Consider the following 22599-nt stretch of genomic DNA (forward strand, 5'->3'; position numbering starts at 1 on the left):
TTCACCTCAGGTGTGTCATGTGAGAAGTAAACCTTCTACTTCATGTTGTAGTGGAACCTGTTTCGCATTGCTTGGATAAACGTCATAGAAAATGGCAACAAATTTGTGAATACTCATATCCAGGCCCTCACTGTTGTTTTGCCCATTGAGGTCTAGATTTTTCATATTCTTGCCCGCCGGAGTCTCAGCGCATTAAGTACCACTGACAAGGAGGAAGCACTCATGGCAAAAGCGGCAAAAATTGGTCCAATCAGAATCCCCAAGAATGGATACAGAATCCCTGCGGCAATCGGTACACCGGCAGAGTTGTAGATCAAAGCAAAAAACAGGTTTTGCCTAATATTTTTCATGGTGGCGTGGGCAAGTCGTCGTGCACGAACTATCCCGTCTAAGTCACCTTTAACTAAAGTAAATCCTGCACTTTCAATAGCGACATCAGCGCCTGTACCCATCGCAATACCTACATCAGCCTGAGCCAATGCTGGAGCATCGTTGACACCATCACCCGCCATAGCTACTTTGCGCCCCTGTTGCTGTAGCTCTTCGATGATACGAGCCTTATCAGCTGGCAGAACATCTGCACGAATTTCATCAATACCCAGTTGCGTGGCTACAGCCCTGGCTGTACGTTCATTGTCGCCCGTTGCCATGATGATTTTCAGGCCGAGTTGGTGAAGTGTTTTCAGTGCAGCTGGTGTCGTTGCTTTGACCGGATCTGCGACACTTACTAAGCCAGCGATCTTGTCTTCAAGAACAATAAACATCACTGTTTCACCCTGATCACGTCGTTCATTGGCTTTACCTGTGAGCTCATCATTCTGCAAGCCCATGTCAGTCATCAGTGCGAGATTACCGAGTGCCACAGCGTTACCGTCCACAACACCTTTAACGCCCTTGCCAGTGACAGCTTCAAAGTCTGTTGCTTCAGTTAATGCTACTCCTCGCTCCTCAGCACCTCTGACGATAGCTTCAGCCAGTGGATGTTCTGAACCACGCTCAAGCGAGGCCGCCAGTCGAAGTACCTCTGCTTCGTCGTGTCCAGCTTCGGGCATTACAGCAACAAGTTTTGGCTTACCCTCAGTTAAGGTTCCTGTCTTATCGACTATTAGTGTATCAACCTTCTCGAAACGCTCTAATGCCTCAGCATTTTTGATTAATACGCCTGCCTGTGCTCCACGCCCTGTTGCCGTCATAATTGACATAGGCGTAGCGAGGCCTAGCGCACAGGGACAAGCAATGATCAAGACAGCTACCGCTGATACGAGTGCATAGGATAAGGCGGGGGCTGGTCCCCAGATTGACCAAGCAATGAAAGAAATGATTGCGATGCCAATTACAGCTGGTACGAACTTGCCGGCGACCATGTCAGCCCATTTTTGAATCGGTGCACGTGATCGTTGTGCTGCAGCAACCATTTCCACGATTTGAGCAAGCATCGTGTCAGAACCAACTCGCGTCGCTTCCATAATCAAACTACCCGTACCATTAATTGTCGCCCCGGTTAACTTTTCACCTTCTGTCTTCTCAACGGGGACAGGTTCACCAGAAATCATACTTTCATCCACTGACGAACGACCTTCGACCACAACTCCGTCTACGGGTACTTTATCGCCAGGTCTCACTCTGATCTGATCACCGACATGGACTTCTTCAAGAGGAATTTCTTCTTCCTTGCCATCCGGCCTAATAACGCGTGCTGTCTTGGCAGCCAAATCCAAAAGTGCGCGAATAGCCTTACCGGTACCCTCTCGAGCACGCAGTTCCATAATCTGTCCAAGTAGTACTAATGTGACGATGACCGCTGCCGCCTCAAAATAGACGCCTACATGTCCAGTTTTTGGATCTCTAAAGCCAGAAGGAAAGATCTCCGGCGTAATCATGGCGACCATCGAATACAGATATGCCGTAGACACCCCCATGCCAATCAGTGAGAACATGTTGAGATTCATAGTGCGGAAAGAATTCCAGCCACGTACGAAAAAAGGCCAGCCGGACCAGAGGATAACCGGGGTTGCAAGTATTACTTCTAACCAGAGAGATACGTTTTCTCCCAACAGATCACGAATCTGACCAAGTCCTATTAGTGGACTCATTGTAAGGATAAGGAGCGGAATGGTAAGCACCGCACCAACCCAGAAGCGTCTGGTAAAATCAACGAGCTCAGGATTAGGCTCATCCACCGCCATTGCAGCAGATTCAAGCTCTAGCCCCATACCGCATATTGGGCACGATCCCGCCTCTGTGCGACGAACTTCCGCATGCATTGGGCAGGTATAGACAGGGCCGTTCCAGCCTTGAGGAACACTATCGTATTTACCCTGAACAGCATTTTTACTTTTGGTTTCTGTGTCATGTTGATGATGCAATTGGGACACACTCTTATGCCCTCCACAACAATTAGATTCATTACCAGAGGTTTCTGAATCCGTGTGCTGTGCATGCTTATGATGTGATTTGAGCTCAGTTTCTGGCACAAGGTGCATACCACATTTTGGGCAATCTCCCGGCTGTTCGGACCTTACTTCCGGGTGCATCGGACAAACATAGGTTGTATCTTTTTTAGCACTATGTTGGCCAGGCTTGTCTGAGGCTTCTGTATTCTGTGTGTTCATGTGTAAATCCCGAGTTAGTCTAAAACAGTCGCTGGGTATCCCGCTTTTTCCAGGGTTGCAATTAGTTCATCTGTCTGAACTATTCCGCACACTGATACGACACTACTAGCCAGATCCATGCTGGCATTGCTTACACCGTTCAGAGATTGAAGGGCTTTTTCAATGCTCTGTACACAGCCACCACAGTTAGCACCTTCAACTTTTAATTGTTTGACTGGTAAGTCACTGACTAATTGTTCAATGCCTACCTTCGTTATGACGGTGGAATTGTTTGTACAGCAGCAACCTTGCTTAGCTGTTTCACTTTGATGTGTTGAATGTATTTTCATTACTTTTCCTCCGTCGTAAATGGGACAGTAAATTCTTCTATCAAATGGCAAATCATTTGACCTGTAGGCTCCATATCGGGCATTTGTTTCCATTGAGCGAGCGCTTTTTTCATCTTTTTCCTTAATTGCTGCATTTCCCTGAAACGTAGCTCTGTTTCCTGCAGTCGCTTAGCCAGTAGACGCCTTACCCCGGGACAAGGGGACCTTTTCTTGTCGGCGTCGGCCAGTATCTGCTGAATATCATCGACCGAGAAACCAAGCTGTCTTGCGGCTAATATAAACTTCAACCGATTGATATCTTTATTGTCATATTCTCGATAACCGTTAAACCGGTTCTTTTGAGGCTGTAGCAATTTTATACGTGTGTAAAACCGTACAGTTTCAGGACCTATGTTCAATGTTTTCGCCACTTCATTAACAAGCATGACCTACTCCTATTGCCTGACTATCAAGCGTCAAAGCTGCTTTTAAATTTCGGTTTAACTGTCATGCTAGTTAAACTATAAACCTGTGTCCTTGACATAGGTCAACAAATGAGAAGTAAATTAAGAAACATAGACTTAATGATTCGCTTACTCATATCTTCAATCAATATTCATATTCCTCTGACCAAATGATTTAATAGAAATGGAAATCTGAACCTGAGTGTTATTTAACTCCTCCTCGTGTTACTTGTAGGCCCAAAGAAGGTCGAGTGTGAATCGTGAGATTTCATTTAGCCCTCACTTTCCATAAGTAAAATACGACTGGCAGCACCAATAAAGTCAGAATTACTGAACTCACCATACCGCCCACCATAGGCGCTGCAATTCGGCTCATTACTTCAGAGCCAGTTCCTGTACCAAATAGTATGGGTATCAAACCTATGATGACCGCCGCCGCTGTCATCATTACTGGTCGCACACGCAGACCCGCCCCAGTGATCACAGCTTGTCTCAACTGGGTCTTACTCAGTGAGTTACTTAATGTGCTAATTGAGTTCTTTGTAAGTTCTTCTCGCCAAGCTTGATTTAGGTAGACCAACATAATGACGCTGATTTCAACAGCAACGCCCGCCAGAGCAATAAAACCAACTCCAACAGCGATAGAGAAGTTGAAGTTCAGCAAGTCAAGCAACCAAATGCTGCCAATCAAGGCAAAAGGCAGTGTCCCCATTAACAGTGCTACTTCTGTAAAATTCCTAAAATTTATGAATAAGAGAATGGCAATGATCGCTAATGTCAAGGGAACAACATAAGTAAGCTTTTCTTTAGCTCGCAGCATGTATTCATATTGGCCTGACCAATGAATTGAATATCCCGCAGGCAAGTCCAATTCTGCGCGAACTTTTTCCATAGCGTTCTCGACATAGGAGCCGATATCAACGCCTTCTATATCAACAAATGTCCAGCCATTAATGCGGGAATTCTCACTTTTGATAGCTGGGGGACCATTTTCAATTTTTATTTCTGCTACATCACCCAGAGCAATCCTTTGCCCTTTTGCTGTGACTATCGGCAATAATGCCATCTGCTCTGGAGAGTCGCGATATGATTGTGGGTATCGTATATTCACGGGATAACGTTCAAGTCCCTCTACTGTCTGGGTAACATTGACTCCACCAATGGCAGATGCAACAACCTGTTGCACATCAGCAATATTTAGGCCGAAACGGGAGGCTTTTCCTCGATCAATATCAACTTTAATATAACGTCCTCCGGCAACACGTTCAGAATAGACCGAGGCGGTGCCGGGCACCTCAGCCAATATTGTTTCGAGTTGTTGACCTATTTGCTGGATAACTGAAATATCTGCGCCAGCAACTTTGATCCCCACCGGTGTTTTTATTCCTGTTGCCAACATATCAATCCGGGTTTTTATCGGCATAACCCAAGCATTGGTGAGACCGGGCAATTTGACCAGATCATCAAGCTCTTTTTTCAGCAATTCTGTTGTCATACCTTCACGCCATTCGCTTCGGTCTTTTAACTGAATGAATGTTTCAATCATGGTCAGTGGCGCTGGATCGGTTGCTGTTTCAGCTCGACCAATTTTGCCAAAAACAGTTTCTACTTCAGGTACGGTCATAATCAACTTGTCGGTTTGCTGAAGAATTTCTCGGGCATTACCAATAGATATGCTGGGATATGTAGTAGGCATATACATGAGATCGCCTTCATCAAGTGGAGGGATAAACTCACTACCGATGTTCTGCAAAGGCCAGTAGGTAGAACCCAAGGCAAGTAGCGCAATGAAAATGGCCGTTTTGGGAAACGCCAAAACCATTTTCAAAACAGGCATGTAAGAAGCTACCAGTAATCGATTAATGGGGTTTCTATGTTCTGGCAACACTTTTCCACGAATAAAGTAGCCCATCAACACAGGAACTAATGTAATCGCCAATGCTGCAGATGCAGCCATCGCATAGGTTTTAGTAAAGGCCAGCGGAGAAAACATACGACCTTCTTGGGCTTCCAATGTAAAGACTGGCACAAAGCTGACAGTAATGATTAGCAGACTGAAGAATAATGCTGGGCCGACTTCAGAAGCAGACTCAGCCACCACTTGCCATCTGTTTTCCTTGGTTAGAGGCGTTTTTTCCATGTGTTTGTGCATGTTCTCAATCATCACTATAGCGCCGTCGATCATCGCACCGATGGCTATAGCAATACCTCCCAGAGACATAATATTGGCATTAATACCTTGCATATGCATGACAGTAAATGCAGTTAGAATACCGACAGGGAGACTGACAATAGCTACGAGTGATGACCGGATATGGAACAAAAAGAGCATACAAACCAGTGCAACAACAGCAAACTCTTCTAATAATTTGTGCCAAAGATTATCAACCGCACGTCCAATAAGCCCCGAACGGTCATATACCGTCACAAGTTCAACACCCTCTGGCAGGCCTTTCTGGAGTTCCTGCAATTTATCTTTAACACCTTCAATGGTTTTTTGTGCGTTCTCGCCAAAACGCATTACAACTACACCACCGACAGTTTCTCCGAGGCCATTAAACTCTGCGATACCTCTCCGCATTTGTGGTCCAAGCTTGATTTCTGCAACATCACCAAGCGTAAGAGGTGTGCCCCGGCTATTGACGCCCAATGGGACTTGAGCCAAGTCCGTTTTGGACTGAATATAGCCTGTCGCTCTTACCATATATTCAGCTTCAGCCATTTCTACTACGGAGGCACCTACCTCCTGATTAGCTCGTTTGATGGCAGTCTGGATATGTGACATAGGGATGCCAAAAGCGCGAATTTTTTCAGGATTCACAGTTACCTGATATTGCTTGACCATACCACCAACAGCCGCAACTTCAGATACCCCAGGTACTGTTTGTAGTTCGTATTTCAGGAACCAGTCCTGCAATGAGCGTAATTCGCTGATGTCGTGTTGACCGGTTCTATCTATTAGTGCATAAAGATAAACCCATCCAACACCTGTAGCATCAGGGCCCAGTTGTGGTCTGGCATTTTCGGGTAGTGAAGGTGCCACCTGACTCAGGTATTCCAATACCCGGCTGCGTGCCCAGTATAGATCTGTATCTTCATCGAAAATTACGTAGACATAGGAGTCACCAAAAAATGAATACCCTCTTACTGTAACGGCACCCGGTACTGATAACATTGCTGTCGTTAATGGGTAGGTGACCTGATCCTCAACAACTTGTGGCGCCTGTCCCGGATAGTTTGTCTTGATAATGACCTGAACATCAGAAAGATCAGGAATCGCATCTACCGGTGTGTTTTTTAAGGAGAACACACCAACGCCGACCAAAATCAAAGTGGCAAGCACTACAAAAAAACGATTACTGACAGACCAGCGAATTATTGACTCAACCATAAGTATTCCTTTCTACATGCCTGAGTGTTGATGATGTGAATGCTCAGAACTTTCGGAACTATCCATTTGAGTATTTTTTTCTTGATGCTTGTTATGGTTCATACTTTCATCATCTATAGATTGTAATTTGACGTCACCCTCTGTGGCAGACTCCTCATTCACAGTGCTAGTACCACTTTCTTTAATGTGAATTCCGGTAATTTCGTAGTATTCAGTATCTGAGTTGGTAATTTCCATGTGCAATTGAGTACCTTTTGAGAGAGTACTCAGATCAATATTTTCACTGACACTGAAATCCATAGTCATAGCAGGCCAATCCCACTCGCTGATTGCTGAATGAGCGGCTGTGATCATATGATGTTCTGTCATAACAGACTCAATCTTGGCCTCAACCCACACAGATCGTGGTTTTGAGTCTTCATGATGCATACGCTTGAAATCTGAAGTTTTGCTGGATTCTGAGTCAAGAAGAAACTGTGCAGAACTGACCACTTCCTCTCCCGGTTCGAGACCATTGATGATTTCTACATGACTTTCGCCAATGTTGCCGGCGATAACAGTAATCGACTTAAACTGACCCTCCCCAAGAGCTAGAACAACACGATCTTGATCGCCAGTTCGGATAAGCGCCTCCATTGGGATCATTAGTTTTTCTTTCTCCTCACCGGTCGCTATTGTTACTTGGGCAAACATATTTGGTTTGAGGGCATAATCTTCGTTATCAAAACGAAGACGAACTCGAACTGTTCTTGTCTCGTCATTCAATGTGGGATAAACATAGTCGACTTTTCCAATCCACTTTGTTCCAGGCATATAATCTAGGGTCATGGTAACCGCTTGCCCTGCTTTGACTAACTCTGCTTGACGTTCAAAGATTTCAGCTTCAACCCAGACTGTACTGAGATCACCTACTGACATTAAATTCATTCCTGGCTTGACATAAAATCCTTCACGCACATTAAGGTTATCGATGACTCCGCTCTGTGGAGCATAAAACGTAATGGCTTGCTGAACCTTGCGAGTTTGTTTTATTTGATTAATAACAGAGTTGGCTATTTGTAATGCTTTCAAGCGGTCCTCAGCTGCTTTAATTAAGCGAACATTGTTTCGATTGAGCGCTAAGACAAGCTCTTCTTGAGCGTTTACAAGTTCAGGTGAATAGAGTTTATAAAGTGGTTGTCCTTTTTTAATGGGATCACCGGCTGCTTTGACATATAGCTTGTCAACCCAACCCTCGACTCGTGGATGAATATGAACTAGCTTGTCTTCATCATATTGAACATAACCGACTGTATTTATTTCTGAATGAATTGGGCCATACTCAGCTTTAACAATTCTAACCCCGATATTATTCACAACATCTGGAGAGATGGTAATTGTTCCTGGACCAGAATTCTGAGAGGTTTCATTTTCTTCATACACAGGAATCAAATCCATACCCATTGGTGATTTACCAGCCTTGTCTCGACGGTAGTTGGGATCCATCGGTGCAACCCAATACAGTGGTTGCTTTTGTTCGGCTTCACTATTACTAACGGTATTATTTTCAAAATATACACGCGTCACACTGTATGTAATTACTGCGGTAAGCAGTATTGCAAACAGCATCAATAATAAAGTTTTGTATGAGCTAGTCATGTTGTTTCCCGTTAATAGATGTCATGTATTCAGATGAACTTGAGAAATAATTCAATGCGGCAATTGTTTTTAGCCTGTCTACGTTGATATTTAGGTAGTCGATGTTGGCATTGAGTTCTGCAATACGAGCGCGGACGACTTCGGCAAAGTCACCATCATCATTGGTGTAAGCGTTTAAGGAGGCTTCAGCCTGATCGTTCATCTCTTTCAACAGACGATCGCTGTAGAGTTTCTGGCGTTTTTCCAGCCAACTTAGTCTTTCACTGGCCTCATTAAAACGAGCGTTCATAGCACGTAATGCGAGTGTTTTATCTGTTTTTAAGGCTTCCTTACTACTTACTGCCGCTTCTACTTCCTTGTCTTGCCGTTTTTCCGTAAAAATCGGTAAATCAAAGCTAATACCAACAGAAAATAGATCACTGCGATCTTGCCCCCCTGGTGCATCGTCACGGAAACCATAGCTTGCATTGATGCCAAATTGCGGTTTGTATTTTTGTTTTGTCAGAACAATATTTGTTTCTGAAGCCATGATCTGCTGGTCAAGGCTTCTAATCATTGGGTGATCAGTGAAATCAGGCGCCTCGTACTGCACTTGATTGTTGATTGCTTCGTGAATACTTTTAAGTTCTATTTCTGGCAGTATTTGGGAAACGCCCATCTCTTGCCAGTGTGCCCCTGTGTCATAAAGCCATTCAGCAAGTTTTTCTTGGGTTTCGCTTCTTTTTTTATCGAGTACTGTAAGGCGGTCTTCAATGCGTGTCAGCTCAAGTTGAGCTCTAACTAGATCCTGTTGACGACTTCTACCAAAAGCACTGCTGTAACTAACCTCGGCAACTTCAACAAGGTATTCAAACAATGATCTGTCGTTCTCAATCAGACGAATAGACTCTTGGCTCTCATACAAGTCGAGCCATAATTGAGTGACTGTCAGTTTCACTTTTGCATACCTATCTTGACGCATAAAAGGATGTTGTCGGCTTATATCTTCCAATTTTTGTCTTTGTAACTCGAGAGTTTGACCTCGAGGGAAAACTTGGGAGACACCAGCCATGAGTTGTGTCATTGGCTCCTGATTAAAGTTCAAACTGTCAAGAGGCATATTTGCTAATCCGAGTGATATGACAGGATCCGGTAACTGTCCAGCTGCTATACTCTGAGCAATATTTGCCTGTTCTTTCTGATAACTTCCTTTTATCCAAGGATCACTCTGATGAGCAAGCTCGATCGCTTTTTCAAGAGACAACTCTTGGGCTGTCAAAGACAAAGAATTGAACATCAGAGCCATCAAAACTAAAGCTTTCAGTGGTTCTGTACTAAAAAAATATTTGTTATTACTCATTGCTCATATTCCGAATTAGGCTCATTTAACGCAGTATCAATTACTATTAATAAGAATCTCACTCATTGAGCTCTAATGTAGGTCATTCATTAATAGGCAAAATGCCAAAAGTGCTATTCTTAATATGTAAAACTTTAACGAATGATGACATGTGTGGCACACATTTCAGTGTTGACCTATACAGTTGTCTAGAGTGGCTACATCTATACTGTAATGAGTGAAATCGGAGGACGAAACAATGAGTTTGTTTCAAAGTTTGAGTAGAAGCTCGTTAAGTTAAGAGCAAGGCTGACTGCATTTTGCACTTTGAACGCTTGGGGGGAAAGTGAGAATGTAATAGCCTCTTGACTATGATGCAGACAAGAGTTCATGCCGCAAGTGGAAATAATACAACATTCAGATGTCAAATTTTTACTGCGAACTTGCTGAATATGGCCATCATGGACAGAGCCCATTGAGTAAGATTCTGTCATTGTACGCATTTCCATATCTTTACATGGGGAAGATAAAGCAATTAGCGGCTGACCTAAGTAAGCCATCACGATAAGGATTAGAAATAATAAGTTTGAAACTCTAAACATCCATTTATACACCAGCAACTAATAGTGTGATACTAACCTCAGCCTTAAGAAAAAAGAAGCAATGTAATGAACTTGTAATGATTCACACAAATTCTGACAAAATTGTAATGTAAGAAAGAATTTTATTTATTAGTATTTCTTCTTTCACACATAAATTATCACTCGAAAGTGATACATCGTGGTGACTTATTCTCTAGGAGTTATCTCAGAATGGATGAACAGTACGTATGGTTAGTCTGGTCTTTGGCATTTCTTATACCATGGCTGGCTGTATACCTAATTACACCTACATATCGCTCGGTCATGTTAAAAGCAAGCTCAATCACAATGCTTTTTGGTTTTACCGAACCATTATTTGTTCCAGACTACTGGAGTCCACCGAGCATGTTCAATTTAGCTCTCAAAACGGGGTTTGATATTGAAAGTTTGATTTTTTGTTTTGGTATCGGTGGAATTGGTGCTGTGGCTTACAACGTAATCACGGGTCAGAAGTTGCAAACTATGCCACTAGCTATTCGTTTATCTAAGAGACACGCTCATCATATTCTGGCCGTCACGACACCATTTATTTTGTTTCCAATCTTAATGCTCTGGGAGTGGAATCCGATTTACCCCGCTATAATAGCTATGGTTGCGGGAGGTATCGCCAATAGTTTATGCAGAACCGATCTAGCGCTAAAAAGCATATGGGGAAGTGCACTTTTTCTTATTTATTATTCGGTGTTTGTTCTTGGGCTTGAGAGTCTCTCACCAGGGTATATTGAGCGCGTCTGGAATCTGGATGCACTCAGCGGGTTGTTCGTTCTCCATATTCCGATTGAGGAATTACTTTTTGCAGCGAGTTTTGGCTATTACTGGACTGGCTTATATGAACATCTGACTTGGAAAGAAACTGTCGAATGAAATGTTCAGTTGTCTTTATAAGGATGGCCTAAATTATCTAGTTCTCCGTCCTCATTGTAATGAATCAAGGCATTATGGACTTTATCTATCCAAGATTGTTCGATGGCGATGCCCGTTGATTTAATGAAAGACTCTATTTCTCCTAAAGACACCTGAATCAGGTCGTATTCAATCTCAAGTTGTCCTTGATTAATTCTTGCCTGTATGACCCCCATTAACGAGTTCAAATACTGAATTAGTAGATCTATAGATTCATGATTGTCTGGCAATACAAGCTTTATGGTGTGTTTTTTCTCTACTTTTACACCATGCTGTTTGACTGATTTACCATGCTTAGGATCACCAATGTACAAACTTGGTCTTTGATTGAATCTGTCCCGGCATTGCTCAGAGCATAACCAAAAGTTTATTCCCTTAAACTGAACAATATTATCACTCTTTAGTAATAGCATTTCGCATACGGGGCATTTTTTTGTTTTTATCATTCTTCACATCGAGTTACATTAACAAATACATCACAATTACTGAATTAGGTAAGACTTACTATGAATTGGCGCGTAGGCTTTCATGAGGAGTACCCATAGCGTTACCGTTAAATCACAAGCTTCTACATGCTAGCGATATTTAAAATCTATCCATAGGTGATTATCGTATATTAATTCTTGGTCACATAATGAATGTGTATCAGTTTATGACGTTAACCTTTAAAAAATATTTTAGTGACAAACCAATACTGTTACAAGGTTCGATATTTATAAAATCAGTTCTTATTATTGATTTTCTTGGCAATCTTTTTTGCCTTTTCGTGTTGATAATAAGTGTTGAAAAAACACTCAGAAAGCATAAAAGTAAAGCCAAGCATAGATGTCTCTATTAAGAAGCCTCTGTCAAAACTACCGAGAGTAAGCCACAACAGACTCATTGAGTACCATCTTATGCGTTTCATATCATCAAATAATACAATGCCGGCAATAAGGTAATACCATGCACCTGTCATTGGTGATACAGACATGTTTTGAATGAAATCGAACATATAATTCTCCTGTTTTAATACAAGAATGACATAGAAGTTGATTCACGCAAGTACCCTCATTCTGTACCTTAGCCATGCTTGCCTGGTTGAAAATCCATGTTTTGATGGTTTTGTCTCTTCGACAAAAAAACCATAACCAGGAGAACCAACAATGTCACTAACAATTCTAGAAACTTCAGTTCAACGTGAGCCAATTTCACAAAATCAATATCGCGTATTTTTCCGGACCCAACATGGTGATAGGTTTTCACCAGTGAGAGCCATAGATGTTTCAGTAATCGCTTTTAACGATGAGCCATATAAGCTAGCTGAGTTACTGGCTATCAAATATGTACTGCTGCATAAAACATATGTAGGAATGAATCGAACCGGTAAGGGACTACAGCTGAATGTCTCTTCAGGTTCAATTCGTAAAGCTCAAAAATTACAAACTACTAATAGTGACATGCATCTTCATGCTCGTTTTCTCCAAACACGCTTTGCAGAAGCGACCATTAAGGTTGGGAGACGTTCAGATTGGATAAAGGCATTCAACGGTGAAGTGGAGGATATTTCACCAAATGATTGCCTAGATCCACCAATAAAAACACATATCGGGGACATTCACCTGACGCGCCATGCCGTTGAACGATTTTGTGAACGAATGTCTATTTGTTCAATCGATAAAGCCTGGCGTCGTCTTTCAAAAATGTTGACCTCATCGAGGTGGACAATTAAAAGACCACAACGTCCATTACGTGAAGGAAAGCCAAACCGGACCACAGAAACTTGGGCTCTAATCCGCGATAATACCCCGGCGATCGAAATTGTAATTGTCAGAAACCCAACAGTAAGTCGCGTTGTGACAGTTATCGCATGAACAAGAAAACCAATTTAGAAAATTCAATGAAAACAAAAATCACTTGGCTCCTTGCCGGCATAATTTTATCTTTTCAGGCACTCGCTGCTCCAGAGACGTTTGAAGAAGCGAAGTCTGAACTTAAAAACTTTGTTTATTACGATCAGAATCACAACGGTTCCATGGGCACACTTTACTGTGGTTGTGAGTGGAATTGGCGTGGACGTTCCGGTGGAGTTGTTGATGCTAGGGAATGTGGGTACCAGGTAAGGAAACAGAAAATTCGTGGCGACAGAATTGAGTATGAACATGTTTTATGTTGACTTAGCAACATGTTATATATGATTAACTGACTGCTTTATATACATATATGCTCATATAACTATTTCTAATTCAAGTTAAGCTTGTCGATACTTATAATGCGAGGCGTCTCGAAGCGGTTTCAGCAGCTACGAGAATCGGTGCGAGTATTGAAGATGTCTCGCAACGTATTCTCGTCCAAGCCAGTCTGTGCAGTCGCGCAGGTACAAGAAAGGGGGGAAGATTCCTTCTCCATGTACTTATCATCTATGCGCAACTTCACACAGAAAGCCATCCACTATCCCCCGTAACTGGGGCCTGAACACCACTTGCATGACTGACAGGTGTATTGGCAACAGAACGAGCCAAGGGATGACCCGCACACCGTGGATGCCATCAGGAATCTAATAGCTAAAACATTCGTAAGTCGATGTTTTGCTCCTTTAATGGCTTGTGCCGGCGTTTTTTTGAGCTTCTAATGCAGCATGAAGCCCCCGTGCCAATACCTCAGGATCGCCGTTACCCCAGTAGTGCAAGAAATAATAGGGCGGCGTTTCGCCAATCATGTGATTATGCAAAGCAACGATATGGATACCGGCGTCGCGTAGAGCATGCATAACAGGTTGAACCTCGCCAGCGGTCATGGCGAAATCCCCATCGACGACCGCATGATCTTTATTGCCAGTGAAGGCCGCCCAGGTCGCCAATCCCATTGATGCGCCAAACTCCGTGCCATGCATGGTGGCACTGCGGCCAAAAGTAAATTTTAGTACCTGACCATTGAGACTGCCTTCGGCACCCAATATGGTTTCCAGCGACGCTGTGTCATACTCCCCGGTGATTTCGGGCACACTGCCAGGAAAGCGCTCTACCGGTGTGGCGTGTTTTTTGCGGACCTTCTTTATGGCGTCCCACATGGCCTTGACGCCTCCGGCAAGCTTTTCAGCGCTCTGTTCGTGACCACCGATATGCATAAAATAAACAGGAGGTCGATCAAATATAAAATGGTTATGCAGCGCAGTGATTTCGAGACCATGGGCGAAAGCCGCATCCATTGCCGGAGTGATTTCATCCTCAAATACCACTGTGTCACCCATCAGCATCACGCCGCCATCCGGAACTGTCTTGAACGCAGCCCAACTGCCCAAACCTGCTGGTGTCGGGAGCCGTATTCCATCTACCAAGACCGGCACATCGTCGCGTTGCCAGCCGATGCGAACTACGCCGTCCGGTTTGACCGTCGCCTGTGTGTCCGCAGCCTTACTGATGATTTCTGGATCTAGACTGCCGGGCGCATCAGCGAAAGCAACTGGTGCCTGCATCAGCAGAGCGGTGATAATAAATATTTTAAGCGGATGGGTTTTCATAATGATCCTCCATTATTAAGTTTTTCGATTGGGTTTTAAATTGTTTGAGATTCAACCTGACGAACCGGATACTCACCGCATCGGTTAGCCTTTTACGGTGCTGGAGCGCCTCCAAATAACAGGTAATAAATGATACCCAGCAGCGCAGTGACAAAAATCACCGGCAACATGCCCACCTTGAAACGCAGCATTGCAATAAAAGCTCCCAGAGCCAGCACAATGCTGGAAATCTGAATGGTGTTCCATGTTGGTAATAACCACTGTATACCAAAGGTCTGAACTGTATTAACCTCATCGAAAGCCACATGTACAGCGAACCAGATGGCCAGATTAAGCATGACGCCAACTACTGCAGCGGTCACCGCCGACAGGGCTGCGCTAACTGCTTTATTTCCGCGCAGCGTTTCCACATAGGGTGCCCCCAGAAATATCCACAAAAAACAAGGAACAAAGGTGACCCAGGTCGCCAGGAGCGATGCGAGAATACCCGCGGTAATGGGATCAAGCAGTCCTGCATCTCTGAAAGCACCCATAAAACCGACAAATTGAACTACTTGAATAAGGGGACCGGGCGTCGTTTCTGCCATGCCAAGGCCATCCAGCATTTCTCCAGGCGATAACCAGCCGTAATTCTGTACAGCCTCTTGCGCCATGTAAGCTAAGACTGAGTATGCGCCACCAAAGGTGACGACTGCCAGCTTACTGAAAAAAAGTCCTATCTGAGTAAAGACATCGTCATACCCCAGTGTCATAAGCAAAACAATTAGCGGTGCGAACCATAACGGCAGCCAGACCGCGAGCACTTTAAATGCCCGATTACGTGTTGCCTTGGTATGGTTTGCTTGCCCGCTATCGATCATATTGTCGATCGCACGATCAGCCTCTTCCGGGGCATCGTGGCCCTTGATAATCGTAAAACGTTCTGGGTCTATATACCTCCCCAACAAACCAATAAAAGCAGCCGTCAGTATCACTATCGGAAATGGCACTGCAAAAAAGAAGATCGCAATAAACGCGGTGGACGCCAGTGTGTACATATAGGCATTTTTGAGGGCACGTTTGCCGATACGAATAACCGCTTGAATGACGATCGCCAGTACGGCTGCCTTGATACCAAAAAACAGTGCTTGCACCCAGGTTGCATCCTGAAACCCGGCATAGAGAACGCTGAGCACCAGAATGCTTAAAAAGCCCGGCAGTATAAATAGACCACCGGCGACTAAACCTCCCCGGACACCATGCAGCAGCCAGCCAATGTAGGTAGCGAGTTGTTGGGCTTCTGGGCCGGGTAGAACCATGCAGTAATTGAGCGCATGAAGAAACCTGTTTTCACTGACCCATCGTTTCTCATCCACCAGAATGCGGTGCATGACTGCGATTTGGCCTGCAGGACCACCAAAGCTCAGCATGGCAATGCGTAACCAAACGTGCACGGCTTCCCTGAACGAAATATGGTGGCCGAATTTGTTGAGATTACTTGTCGTTGTTTCTCTGGTGTTTTGATCCACCAAGTCAGGAGGAGATGAATGTTCCTGCATACTCTATTCCCCTTTTGTGTGGGCCGTGTACAGGCTGTCGAACACCTGCTTGGCAGCCAGCAACAGTTGGTCATCGTCGTTGAGAGTCTCACGAAGGCCCATCAATATGTACTCAACCCCGGCGGCTTCCCGTGGCTGATAGCCGCCTACATCAAGGTAGTGCACCAGTTTCCCAATCCTTTGTAGAGCCACATGACGCAGGTCAAAGCTCGCCAGTAAAGTCTCGAAGGTGACTTTTTCAGCCACATGGGTGAAGGTGGCCCCATCGAAATCGAAACCCAGCGCGTTATCGGGGCAGTCGTCTGGAGAGTTCAACCACACAAAGTGCGCTTGCGGATCGATGAATTGCTTAATCAACCAAGCGCTGGCCAGGCGGTCCACCCAAGGCCGACGACGCGTTGCCCAGAGCCTGCTCTGGTAATCGGCTGGGTCGAGAACATCGATAATGCCTGAAGCGGGTAATGGTTCATCAGGCGATAAAACCCGGTTGGCATCGGTTTCCAGTTCCTGTAACGCCCGGTCAACTCGATCACGGGCAGTGCCTGGGAAGAAGTCAATCTGTGAAAGTCGTCCGAAGCCTTTACGCAGTTTACGCATCTCCTTCATGATTTCTAAAGCTGATTCTGGCGACAAGGTTGCCCGTAGCTCTGCAATGGTCGAGTGCAAAGTCTCATAGTCATCCGAACGATCGAATAATAATGGGAAGTCATGCGCTTCCGCGTCGTCAGTAGTGAGAACATGGGCAACACCACCAGTCTCGCGAACATCGTGGGCTATTGCCTCCAATTTGTTTAAATGATCTGGGTGAGCTGGCAATAGATAGACACCGTCGCGCAGCGACGCGGCCCCCAACGCTTTAATAGCACGCCATGCCCGCATACGCACCGTTGCGTTTTCAGTGGGGAGGGAGAGTATTAGTAATAACCACGACATAGTGTAAAGTGTACTACTATTTTGTAACGATTACTACCATTTAAACCAACCAGGGCCTTACAATGAGGCTTCTATCTTGTCGCTTCATTGTCCTTTACGAAATTAAGCAGCTAATCATAAAACGCGTTTTATTTAACTGGATTGCCTCGTTACTGCTGACGCTATGTAGAGCTATTTGGTTTTAAAATTCTCACATTTGCTGAACCTGCTATCGCAAGAGTCTCGTGGAGTTCATCAGTCAGAGCTCGATTTTTAGAAACCAAGACATTAATCTTAGTGCGAAGCTCAGCATTTTCGGTGCGTAGCTGCCGATTTTTTGCCTTTTCCAATCGCAGTGCTTCATGTTTTTTATCGCGTTGTATGCGATTTTGTTTACCTAGCATTGTCCGGATACGGTCTGCCATATCGGGATAGTTGTTATGAATGGTTGCCCGACTTACTCCTGCTTCCTCTGCCACGGCAGCAACAGACATTTTGCGCTCTTTACTTACAACTTTAGGGCGACCTTTTTCAATACGAGTAATTGCCTGGCGTATGATATTTCGGGTTTGTTCTCCTTTAGATGACTCAGCCATGGCGGCTTAACCTCTCGGGGTTAGCGCCTAAATCAGAGAGCACTTTTTTACAGCGATTGATGTCACGCTCAACCCGTTCCTGTCCAGATGGGCCAATATCATCTATCTGACGTAATTCCACCTGTTGCGCATAGATGCTTTCCCATATGGTCTGTCTCGTATCGTCGATAACTGATTGTTTGCAATCCGCGCAACGTGTTGTATCGACGCTTTGGCCGCCATTACAACCGCTGAAATCGGCCGTACACCACGCAACGCCTGTACTTCGGATTGAGATCTGCCCGGAAAGTTTCTCTGCCATTTCTCGTCGCCCACTATAAGTTGTGAGCACTTCCTGACGATTACGGAAGTTTTTGATTGGCTCAGCCATACCTCCACTGATTGGGGTGTCCTGATTCAGCCAATGATCTAAAACATCGATTTTAATGTTTCGCACGGAAGCAAGTATTTCATCATAAATTTCAGCATCCTGGTGCTCGTTAATGGCATAAAGTGCAGTCATGTCGAGGCTCCAGTGTTTGAAATGCTCTCTCAAATAGCGCAAATCACCATACGCTGAGTGAGCGGCATAAACGGCAAAAGTGCGCCTGAACTGATGAGGGGTAAAACGCCAGTCGATTCCGTGTATTTCGGCAAATTTGTTTAGTCTGCTTCGAATGCCTGCTCCGGAAAGGGTTTTGATACGATCGTGTTTGTGTGAGTGCCCAAGTAACAGAATATCTTGATGTTGCTTCAACACAGACAATTCAGGGCAATGCTTGTTATGCTCAGAAAGCCTATATATTTCGGCCTGAATCACCTCTGACAGTGGCTTAGTTATCCGCTCAGCTAGGTTAATTGCAGTATGCGCGATCGCCGGAACAAGCCAACTGGTTTCACCTTCATGAGTTTTGTCACTATAACCATTGATCCAGTGATGGCGTTCGCCATCATCACCAACTGTGGTGGAGGCACACCCAAACCGTAAGCTGGCTAACTCACTAAGACGGATACCGCTGGTAATGAGTATTATTAACATGCATGCATCCAGAAGCCTGGCAATATCCTTATTAAGGGATTGAAGACCACCCCCATAGCCTCGCTGAGCAAGTTTGATATTAAGCTTTGTGGAAAACAATCCTACCTGCTGCAATTGATGTGCAGCATTACGATGCTCTAGTAATTCTTCTGCATTTTCTAACCAGTTATAAGCTTGGCTGAACAAGTTTGATAGAACTTCATCAGGGATAATGAGGGTCTTTCCCACCCACCTGTTTTCGTCGAGAACTCCAGAATGTAAAGCAGCAGACGATTCCGGCCAAGGATGAGCCATTACGTCAAAGCTGTGGCGGCTGAGTTGATGAATCATCTCGAGAGCCAAAAACCTATTGGATAAAGTGTTTGGACGCAAGGGCTTGCCCGATTGGGGGTTGATTTTTGAGCGACAGGTTTCCACATACTGGCGAGCCAGCAGTGTATTCACTCTGTCGAGACGGTCAAAACCTTGCTGCTCAAGGAACCTGAGAAATATGCTCGCATTAGAGAAAAACTGTATAACAGTACTCCCTCTTGGGCGAACACTACCTTCTATTCCATAGAAGTAAAAACGGAGCACCATAATTTTCAAAATACGCTGGAAAATTAGAGGGACTCTATCGAAATTCATCCTCTTTTCGTGATCTGCAGCGTAGTGGGGAAACAGTGCATTAGGAAGCACCCAGATATTGCTTCCAAAACAGCTCAGCGGGATGTGACTCCCATCTTCTAGACTCCTCGCAGTAACTACCATGTTAGCGTCAGGCTCATCTTTGTCTGCTCGCTGGAGGAAGTCTGTTACTTCACAATGAATTCTTGCTTCGTCTAACGTCATAGGCCAAACTGAAGCATCTGAGGATCTCGCCAGAATGGATGAGGGGTATTCTTAGCATCTACACGAGCCTGTAAAACTTCCGTTTCGTCAAATTGTGGAGCAATCTGCCGATCAACAATCCTGATAATATGTGCATAATATCGACTCCAGTTATGCAGTCCAATCCGCTCACGCTCACGAACAAGTAACCAGTAAAGCGAATAGACTCGATACAGATCATCACCTGTCACCACGAAGTTCTTACAGATAAAACAGTTTAAGAAGCTTGTACAGTGACTACCATTTTTGGGGGCGCGGTCTCCATTCAGGTTGTCGCTACATCCCGCCACGGGGGTATTCTCTTTAACCACCTCAGTCGCATTGCCAGCCTGTAAAAGAGACTCAACGAGCACCTGGCCCATAAAATTCCAATGCTTCTCTGCTTCTAGCGGGGCTTCCAGATAGTGATCATTGTGTGCACGCATGCCATGCCCTAACACTGCGGCACTAACAAATGGATCTTGGCCTGAGAGTTCCCAAATGTGATTTGCAAAAGTTTTCCTCAAGCGCATCACATTCAAATTGATAGGATTTCCATCATCGTCTTCCAATTTGTATTTATTCATTAGTTCATCGGCGGCTAAGCTCAGAAGTCTGTTAGTAAGTCGCCGGTTCTCTCCACGAGAACTTCCTCCACGACTTTTACCTACAAACAAAAATTGAGAATATTTACTCTGCTTACGAATTTCTTTGTTGCGTGTTAGTACCAGATCGATAATTACAGAAACCTGAGTCGCCTTGACAGGCACTATGAACTCTAAGGTCTCGCTTTTACGAATGCTCTGGATATGGGTATTTTTACCACGGCGTTTGAAACTGACCAGAAGACGGTGTGACGGTTTCAATGGGTGTTGTTGAAGACAGTCAATAGGTAACTCTAGCAGTGGGCTAGGATTCAACCCCGTCCGCGCAGCAATTGCCAACGCGCATATGCCAAGCTCATAAAATGACATTGAGCCTTCTCCACTGGCAATATATTGCAGTTCAAATCCGAGTGCTTTGAAAACCTGCGCCCGCTCACTTTTTGACAGCGCTCGTTCTCCCTTTTTTTGATGATTAATTTTTGGATATGGATTAGCAGGGAAAATATCAGGTGATATAAGATTTTGGCGACTCAGTTCCATCAGTACGGATTTAGTGAAGGTGTAGATGTTTCTCTGCGAGATCACACTGCGCTCTGTGCTGGCTAGATGTCGAATAAATCTTTGGATGAGGTTACGCGTTATATCTTTCAAAGTGAGATCGCACTCAAGTGAATGAGCCACTGCAGAACAGAAAGGTAAGAAGGTTGCCATACCGCGATTGCAGTAGGTGATAATGCTCGTCATTGAAAGGGTTTGTCCGTGTGTTTTTCGGCTCGCGATCACCATGCTTTCAATCACCTGCTGGCACGCCGATACTATGTCGTCACAACCCTTTTCGTAAAACAAGGCAAAGTCAAAGTAGCGCAAACTGATTGTACTTTCTCCAAATTCAATTAAGGTCTGCGCTGGACGCTTTTCCAGAGTATCTTTATCAATTGTCACTCGATCCTGAACCACGGTTTCAGTAAAAGCAGGCTTGAACTGCTTCTTTCGCATTTATATTGTCCTCATTTACGTAAAAAGAGCGTCAATTTCTTGCTGGTAGTTCGTCATAAGATCATCTTCAACTTCTGATAACAGGTGCAGATATTTTTCTGTTGTGGTGACCGAGCTATGACCAAGTCGATCGCGGACATAGAGCAGCGGATCAAAACGGCTTTGCCGCTCACGTAACCCATATAGCGTATGAGTTGCATAGGTATGTCGGAGTATGTGCGGAGTTACTTTGAATGGAAGACCTAAACGCCTATACAGGTTGTTAAATCCGCGGCCCCCATCTGCCCAAGGTTGACCTTGTTTATTGAGAAATAAAGACTGCTGCATTTGCCCACTGAGAATTTCCAGAGCGCTTCGACGGTGAATCACGTACTGACGAAGGTCTTCAATCATGCGAATCGGTATATCAATCCCTCGTCCTTTACCACCTTTTGTTTTCATGGTTTTGGGATCTAATTTCACCCGAACGAACTCTTTGAAAATCTCATGTTGAGCTGTTTCAATTACATAAGAAACTGGGAATGTCGCCAACTCCTCTTTTCGCATACCAGTCACTAGAGCCAGACGCGTAATTAAGAGGAGAGTGGGGTTTTTGATCCTTTTCAGAAGCACCGTCACCTGTTGTCGAGACAATACTCGTATTTCCGTAGGCTGAGTCTTAAGCATAACGTCTGGGGACACTTTCAGCCCACCGGAAGCATCCGTATGAGCAAGAAATCCTTTCGACTGTCGCACCCGGATTGTTTCCATGTCATATGGCAGTGAATCAATCCACCCCTGCTTTACACCAAAGATATAAAACCGGATGATGATCCTCAACCGGCTATTGACAGTCGATGCATTCAGTCCAAGCTCACCTAATGACCAGTCGCGATATGCAGCCAAAATAGTGTGGTTACGATGATAATTAAACTCTCTCCAATCGAACCTATTACCCTCTAAAAAACCGAAATAGTCATATAAGGATTGCCCATAAACAGCCCAGCTACGAGGGCTTTGGACGCGACCTCGTTTAATGCATTCATGAAGAAGAAATTGATGCGTTTCCTCTATGAATTCCATATTTTGATCCAGCAGGATTGGAAATCCGGGATAGCTGATCGCGTTTAACTTAAAATCCTCGGTTGCGAAAATCAGTTCCATATCAGCAAACCTTCCTTCAGAGGACACTCTGTTTTACCCGGTCATTCGGCATGACAATAAAGGCCTGGGTAATAAATGATATTTTGGTATTGGTAGTAAGAATTACGATATGTGGGTAGAGCTGAATCGAGGGCATAAATACCTCACTAGGGGAAGTAAGGTTGTCAC

General features: G+C 44.5%; 19 protein-coding genes. 3 read left to right on the top strand and 16 right to left on the bottom strand.

Annotation, left to right across the window (positions count from 1 at the left end):
* Positions 1-15: 15 nt before the first annotated feature.
* From B2248_RS09560 to B2248_RS09590, 7 genes are all read right to left on the bottom strand, one after another.
* Complete coding sequence (locus B2248_RS09560; protein ID WP_007146153.1) at positions 16-165, bottom strand: hypothetical protein; 150 nt, start codon at positions 163-165, stop codon at positions 16-18.
* Positions 162-2612 (bottom strand): copper-transporting P-type ATPase, encoded by a 2451-nt coding sequence (locus tag B2248_RS09565; protein ID WP_040576536.1) that lies wholly within the window; start codon positions 2610-2612, stop codon positions 162-164. The genes B2248_RS09560 and B2248_RS09565 overlap by 4 nt, the downstream gene beginning before the upstream one ends.
* A gap of 14 nt (positions 2613-2626) precedes the next feature.
* A complete protein-coding gene (locus B2248_RS09570) occupies positions 2627-2941 on the bottom strand; it encodes a heavy-metal-associated domain-containing protein (RefSeq protein WP_007146151.1) in 315 nt (104 codons plus the stop codon).
* Complete coding sequence (locus B2248_RS09575; RefSeq protein ID WP_040576535.1) at positions 2941-3366, bottom strand: MerR family transcriptional regulator; 426 nt, start codon at positions 3364-3366, stop codon at positions 2941-2943. Before B2248_RS09575 ends, B2248_RS09570 begins: the two co-directional genes overlap by 1 nt.
* Before the next feature lie 286 nt (positions 3367-3652).
* Positions 3653-6775 (bottom strand): efflux RND transporter permease subunit, encoded by a 3123-nt coding sequence (locus B2248_RS09580; RefSeq protein WP_007146149.1) that lies wholly within the window; start codon positions 6773-6775, stop codon positions 3653-3655.
* Between the two features lie 12 nt (positions 6776-6787).
* Positions 6788-8413: an efflux RND transporter periplasmic adaptor subunit gene (locus B2248_RS09585; protein ID WP_007146148.1), complete on the bottom strand. Its 1626-nt coding sequence runs from the start codon at positions 8411-8413 to the stop codon at positions 6788-6790.
* Entirely contained in the window at positions 8406-9752 is a 1347-nt protein-coding gene (locus B2248_RS09590) for a TolC family protein (RefSeq protein WP_007146147.1), read from the bottom strand. Before B2248_RS09590 ends, B2248_RS09585 begins: the two co-directional genes overlap by 8 nt.
* Before the next feature lie 791 nt (positions 9753-10543).
* Between B2248_RS09590 and B2248_RS09595 the strand changes: the two genes are divergently transcribed.
* A complete protein-coding gene (locus tag B2248_RS09595; RefSeq protein WP_007146145.1) occupies positions 10544-11236 on the top strand; it encodes a lycopene cyclase domain-containing protein in 693 nt (230 codons plus the stop codon).
* A gap of 5 nt (positions 11237-11241) precedes the next feature.
* On the opposite strand, the gene B2248_RS09600 is transcribed toward B2248_RS09595, so the two are convergent.
* Positions 11242-11589: a hypothetical protein gene (locus tag B2248_RS09600; RefSeq protein ID WP_007146144.1), complete on the bottom strand. Its 348-nt coding sequence runs from the start codon at positions 11587-11589 to the stop codon at positions 11242-11244.
* 407 nt (positions 11590-11996) lie between these two features.
* Positions 11997-12269, bottom strand: a complete 273-nt coding sequence (locus tag B2248_RS09605) for a hypothetical protein (RefSeq protein ID WP_273182820.1) — start codon at positions 12267-12269, stop codon at positions 11997-11999.
* 151 nt (positions 12270-12420) lie between these two features.
* On the opposite strand from B2248_RS09605, the gene B2248_RS09610 reads away from it, so the two are divergent.
* Positions 12421-13128, top strand: a complete 708-nt coding sequence (locus B2248_RS09610) for a hypothetical protein (RefSeq protein WP_273182823.1) — start codon at positions 12421-12423, stop codon at positions 13126-13128.
* Positions 13125-13430, top strand: a complete 306-nt coding sequence (locus tag B2248_RS09615) for a hypothetical protein (protein WP_273182825.1) — start codon at positions 13125-13127, stop codon at positions 13428-13430. Before B2248_RS09610 ends, B2248_RS09615 begins: the two co-directional genes overlap by 4 nt.
* 420 nt (positions 13431-13850) lie before the next feature.
* Here the strand turns inward: B2248_RS09615 and B2248_RS09620 are convergent, their stop codons facing one another.
* The 7 genes from B2248_RS09620 to B2248_RS09650 form a co-directional block, all read right to left on the bottom strand.
* Positions 13851-14774 (bottom strand): DUF1259 domain-containing protein, encoded by a 924-nt coding sequence (locus B2248_RS09620; protein ID WP_226069794.1) that lies wholly within the window; start codon positions 14772-14774, stop codon positions 13851-13853.
* A 92-nt stretch (positions 14775-14866) separates the two neighbouring features.
* Complete coding sequence (gene chrA, locus B2248_RS09625) at positions 14867-16312, bottom strand: chromate efflux transporter (protein ID WP_273182831.1); 1446 nt, start codon at positions 16310-16312, stop codon at positions 14867-14869.
* Positions 16313-16315: 3 nt separating this feature from the next.
* The gene (locus tag B2248_RS09630) at positions 16316-17245 is read right to left on the bottom strand and encodes a chromate resistance protein ChrB domain-containing protein (RefSeq protein ID WP_226069796.1); all 930 of its coding nucleotides are present in this window, start codon (positions 17243-17245) and stop codon (positions 16316-16318) included.
* A gap of 161 nt (positions 17246-17406) precedes the next feature.
* Positions 17407-17820 (bottom strand): TetR family transcriptional regulator, encoded by a 414-nt coding sequence (locus tag B2248_RS09635; RefSeq protein ID WP_226069797.1) that lies wholly within the window; start codon positions 17818-17820, stop codon positions 17407-17409.
* Positions 17813-19669, bottom strand: coding sequence for a tyrosine-type recombinase/integrase (locus B2248_RS09640; protein ID WP_286722910.1), 1857 nt, complete (start codon positions 19667-19669; stop codon positions 17813-17815). Before B2248_RS09640 ends, B2248_RS09635 begins: the two co-directional genes overlap by 8 nt.
* Positions 19666-21288, bottom strand: coding sequence for a hypothetical protein (locus B2248_RS09645; protein WP_273270787.1), 1623 nt, complete (start codon positions 21286-21288; stop codon positions 19666-19668). Before B2248_RS09645 ends, B2248_RS09640 begins: the two co-directional genes overlap by 4 nt.
* Before the next feature lie 15 nt (positions 21289-21303).
* Positions 21304-22431, bottom strand: coding sequence for a tyrosine-type recombinase/integrase (locus tag B2248_RS09650; RefSeq protein ID WP_273270789.1), 1128 nt, complete (start codon positions 22429-22431; stop codon positions 21304-21306).
* Between the last annotated feature and the right edge of the window lie 168 nt (positions 22432-22599).

The sequence above is a fragment of the Methylophaga sp. UBA2012 genome (genome assembly GCF_002335235.1).
Lineage (GTDB): Bacteria > Pseudomonadota > Gammaproteobacteria > Nitrosococcales > Methylophagaceae > Methylophaga > Methylophaga thalassica.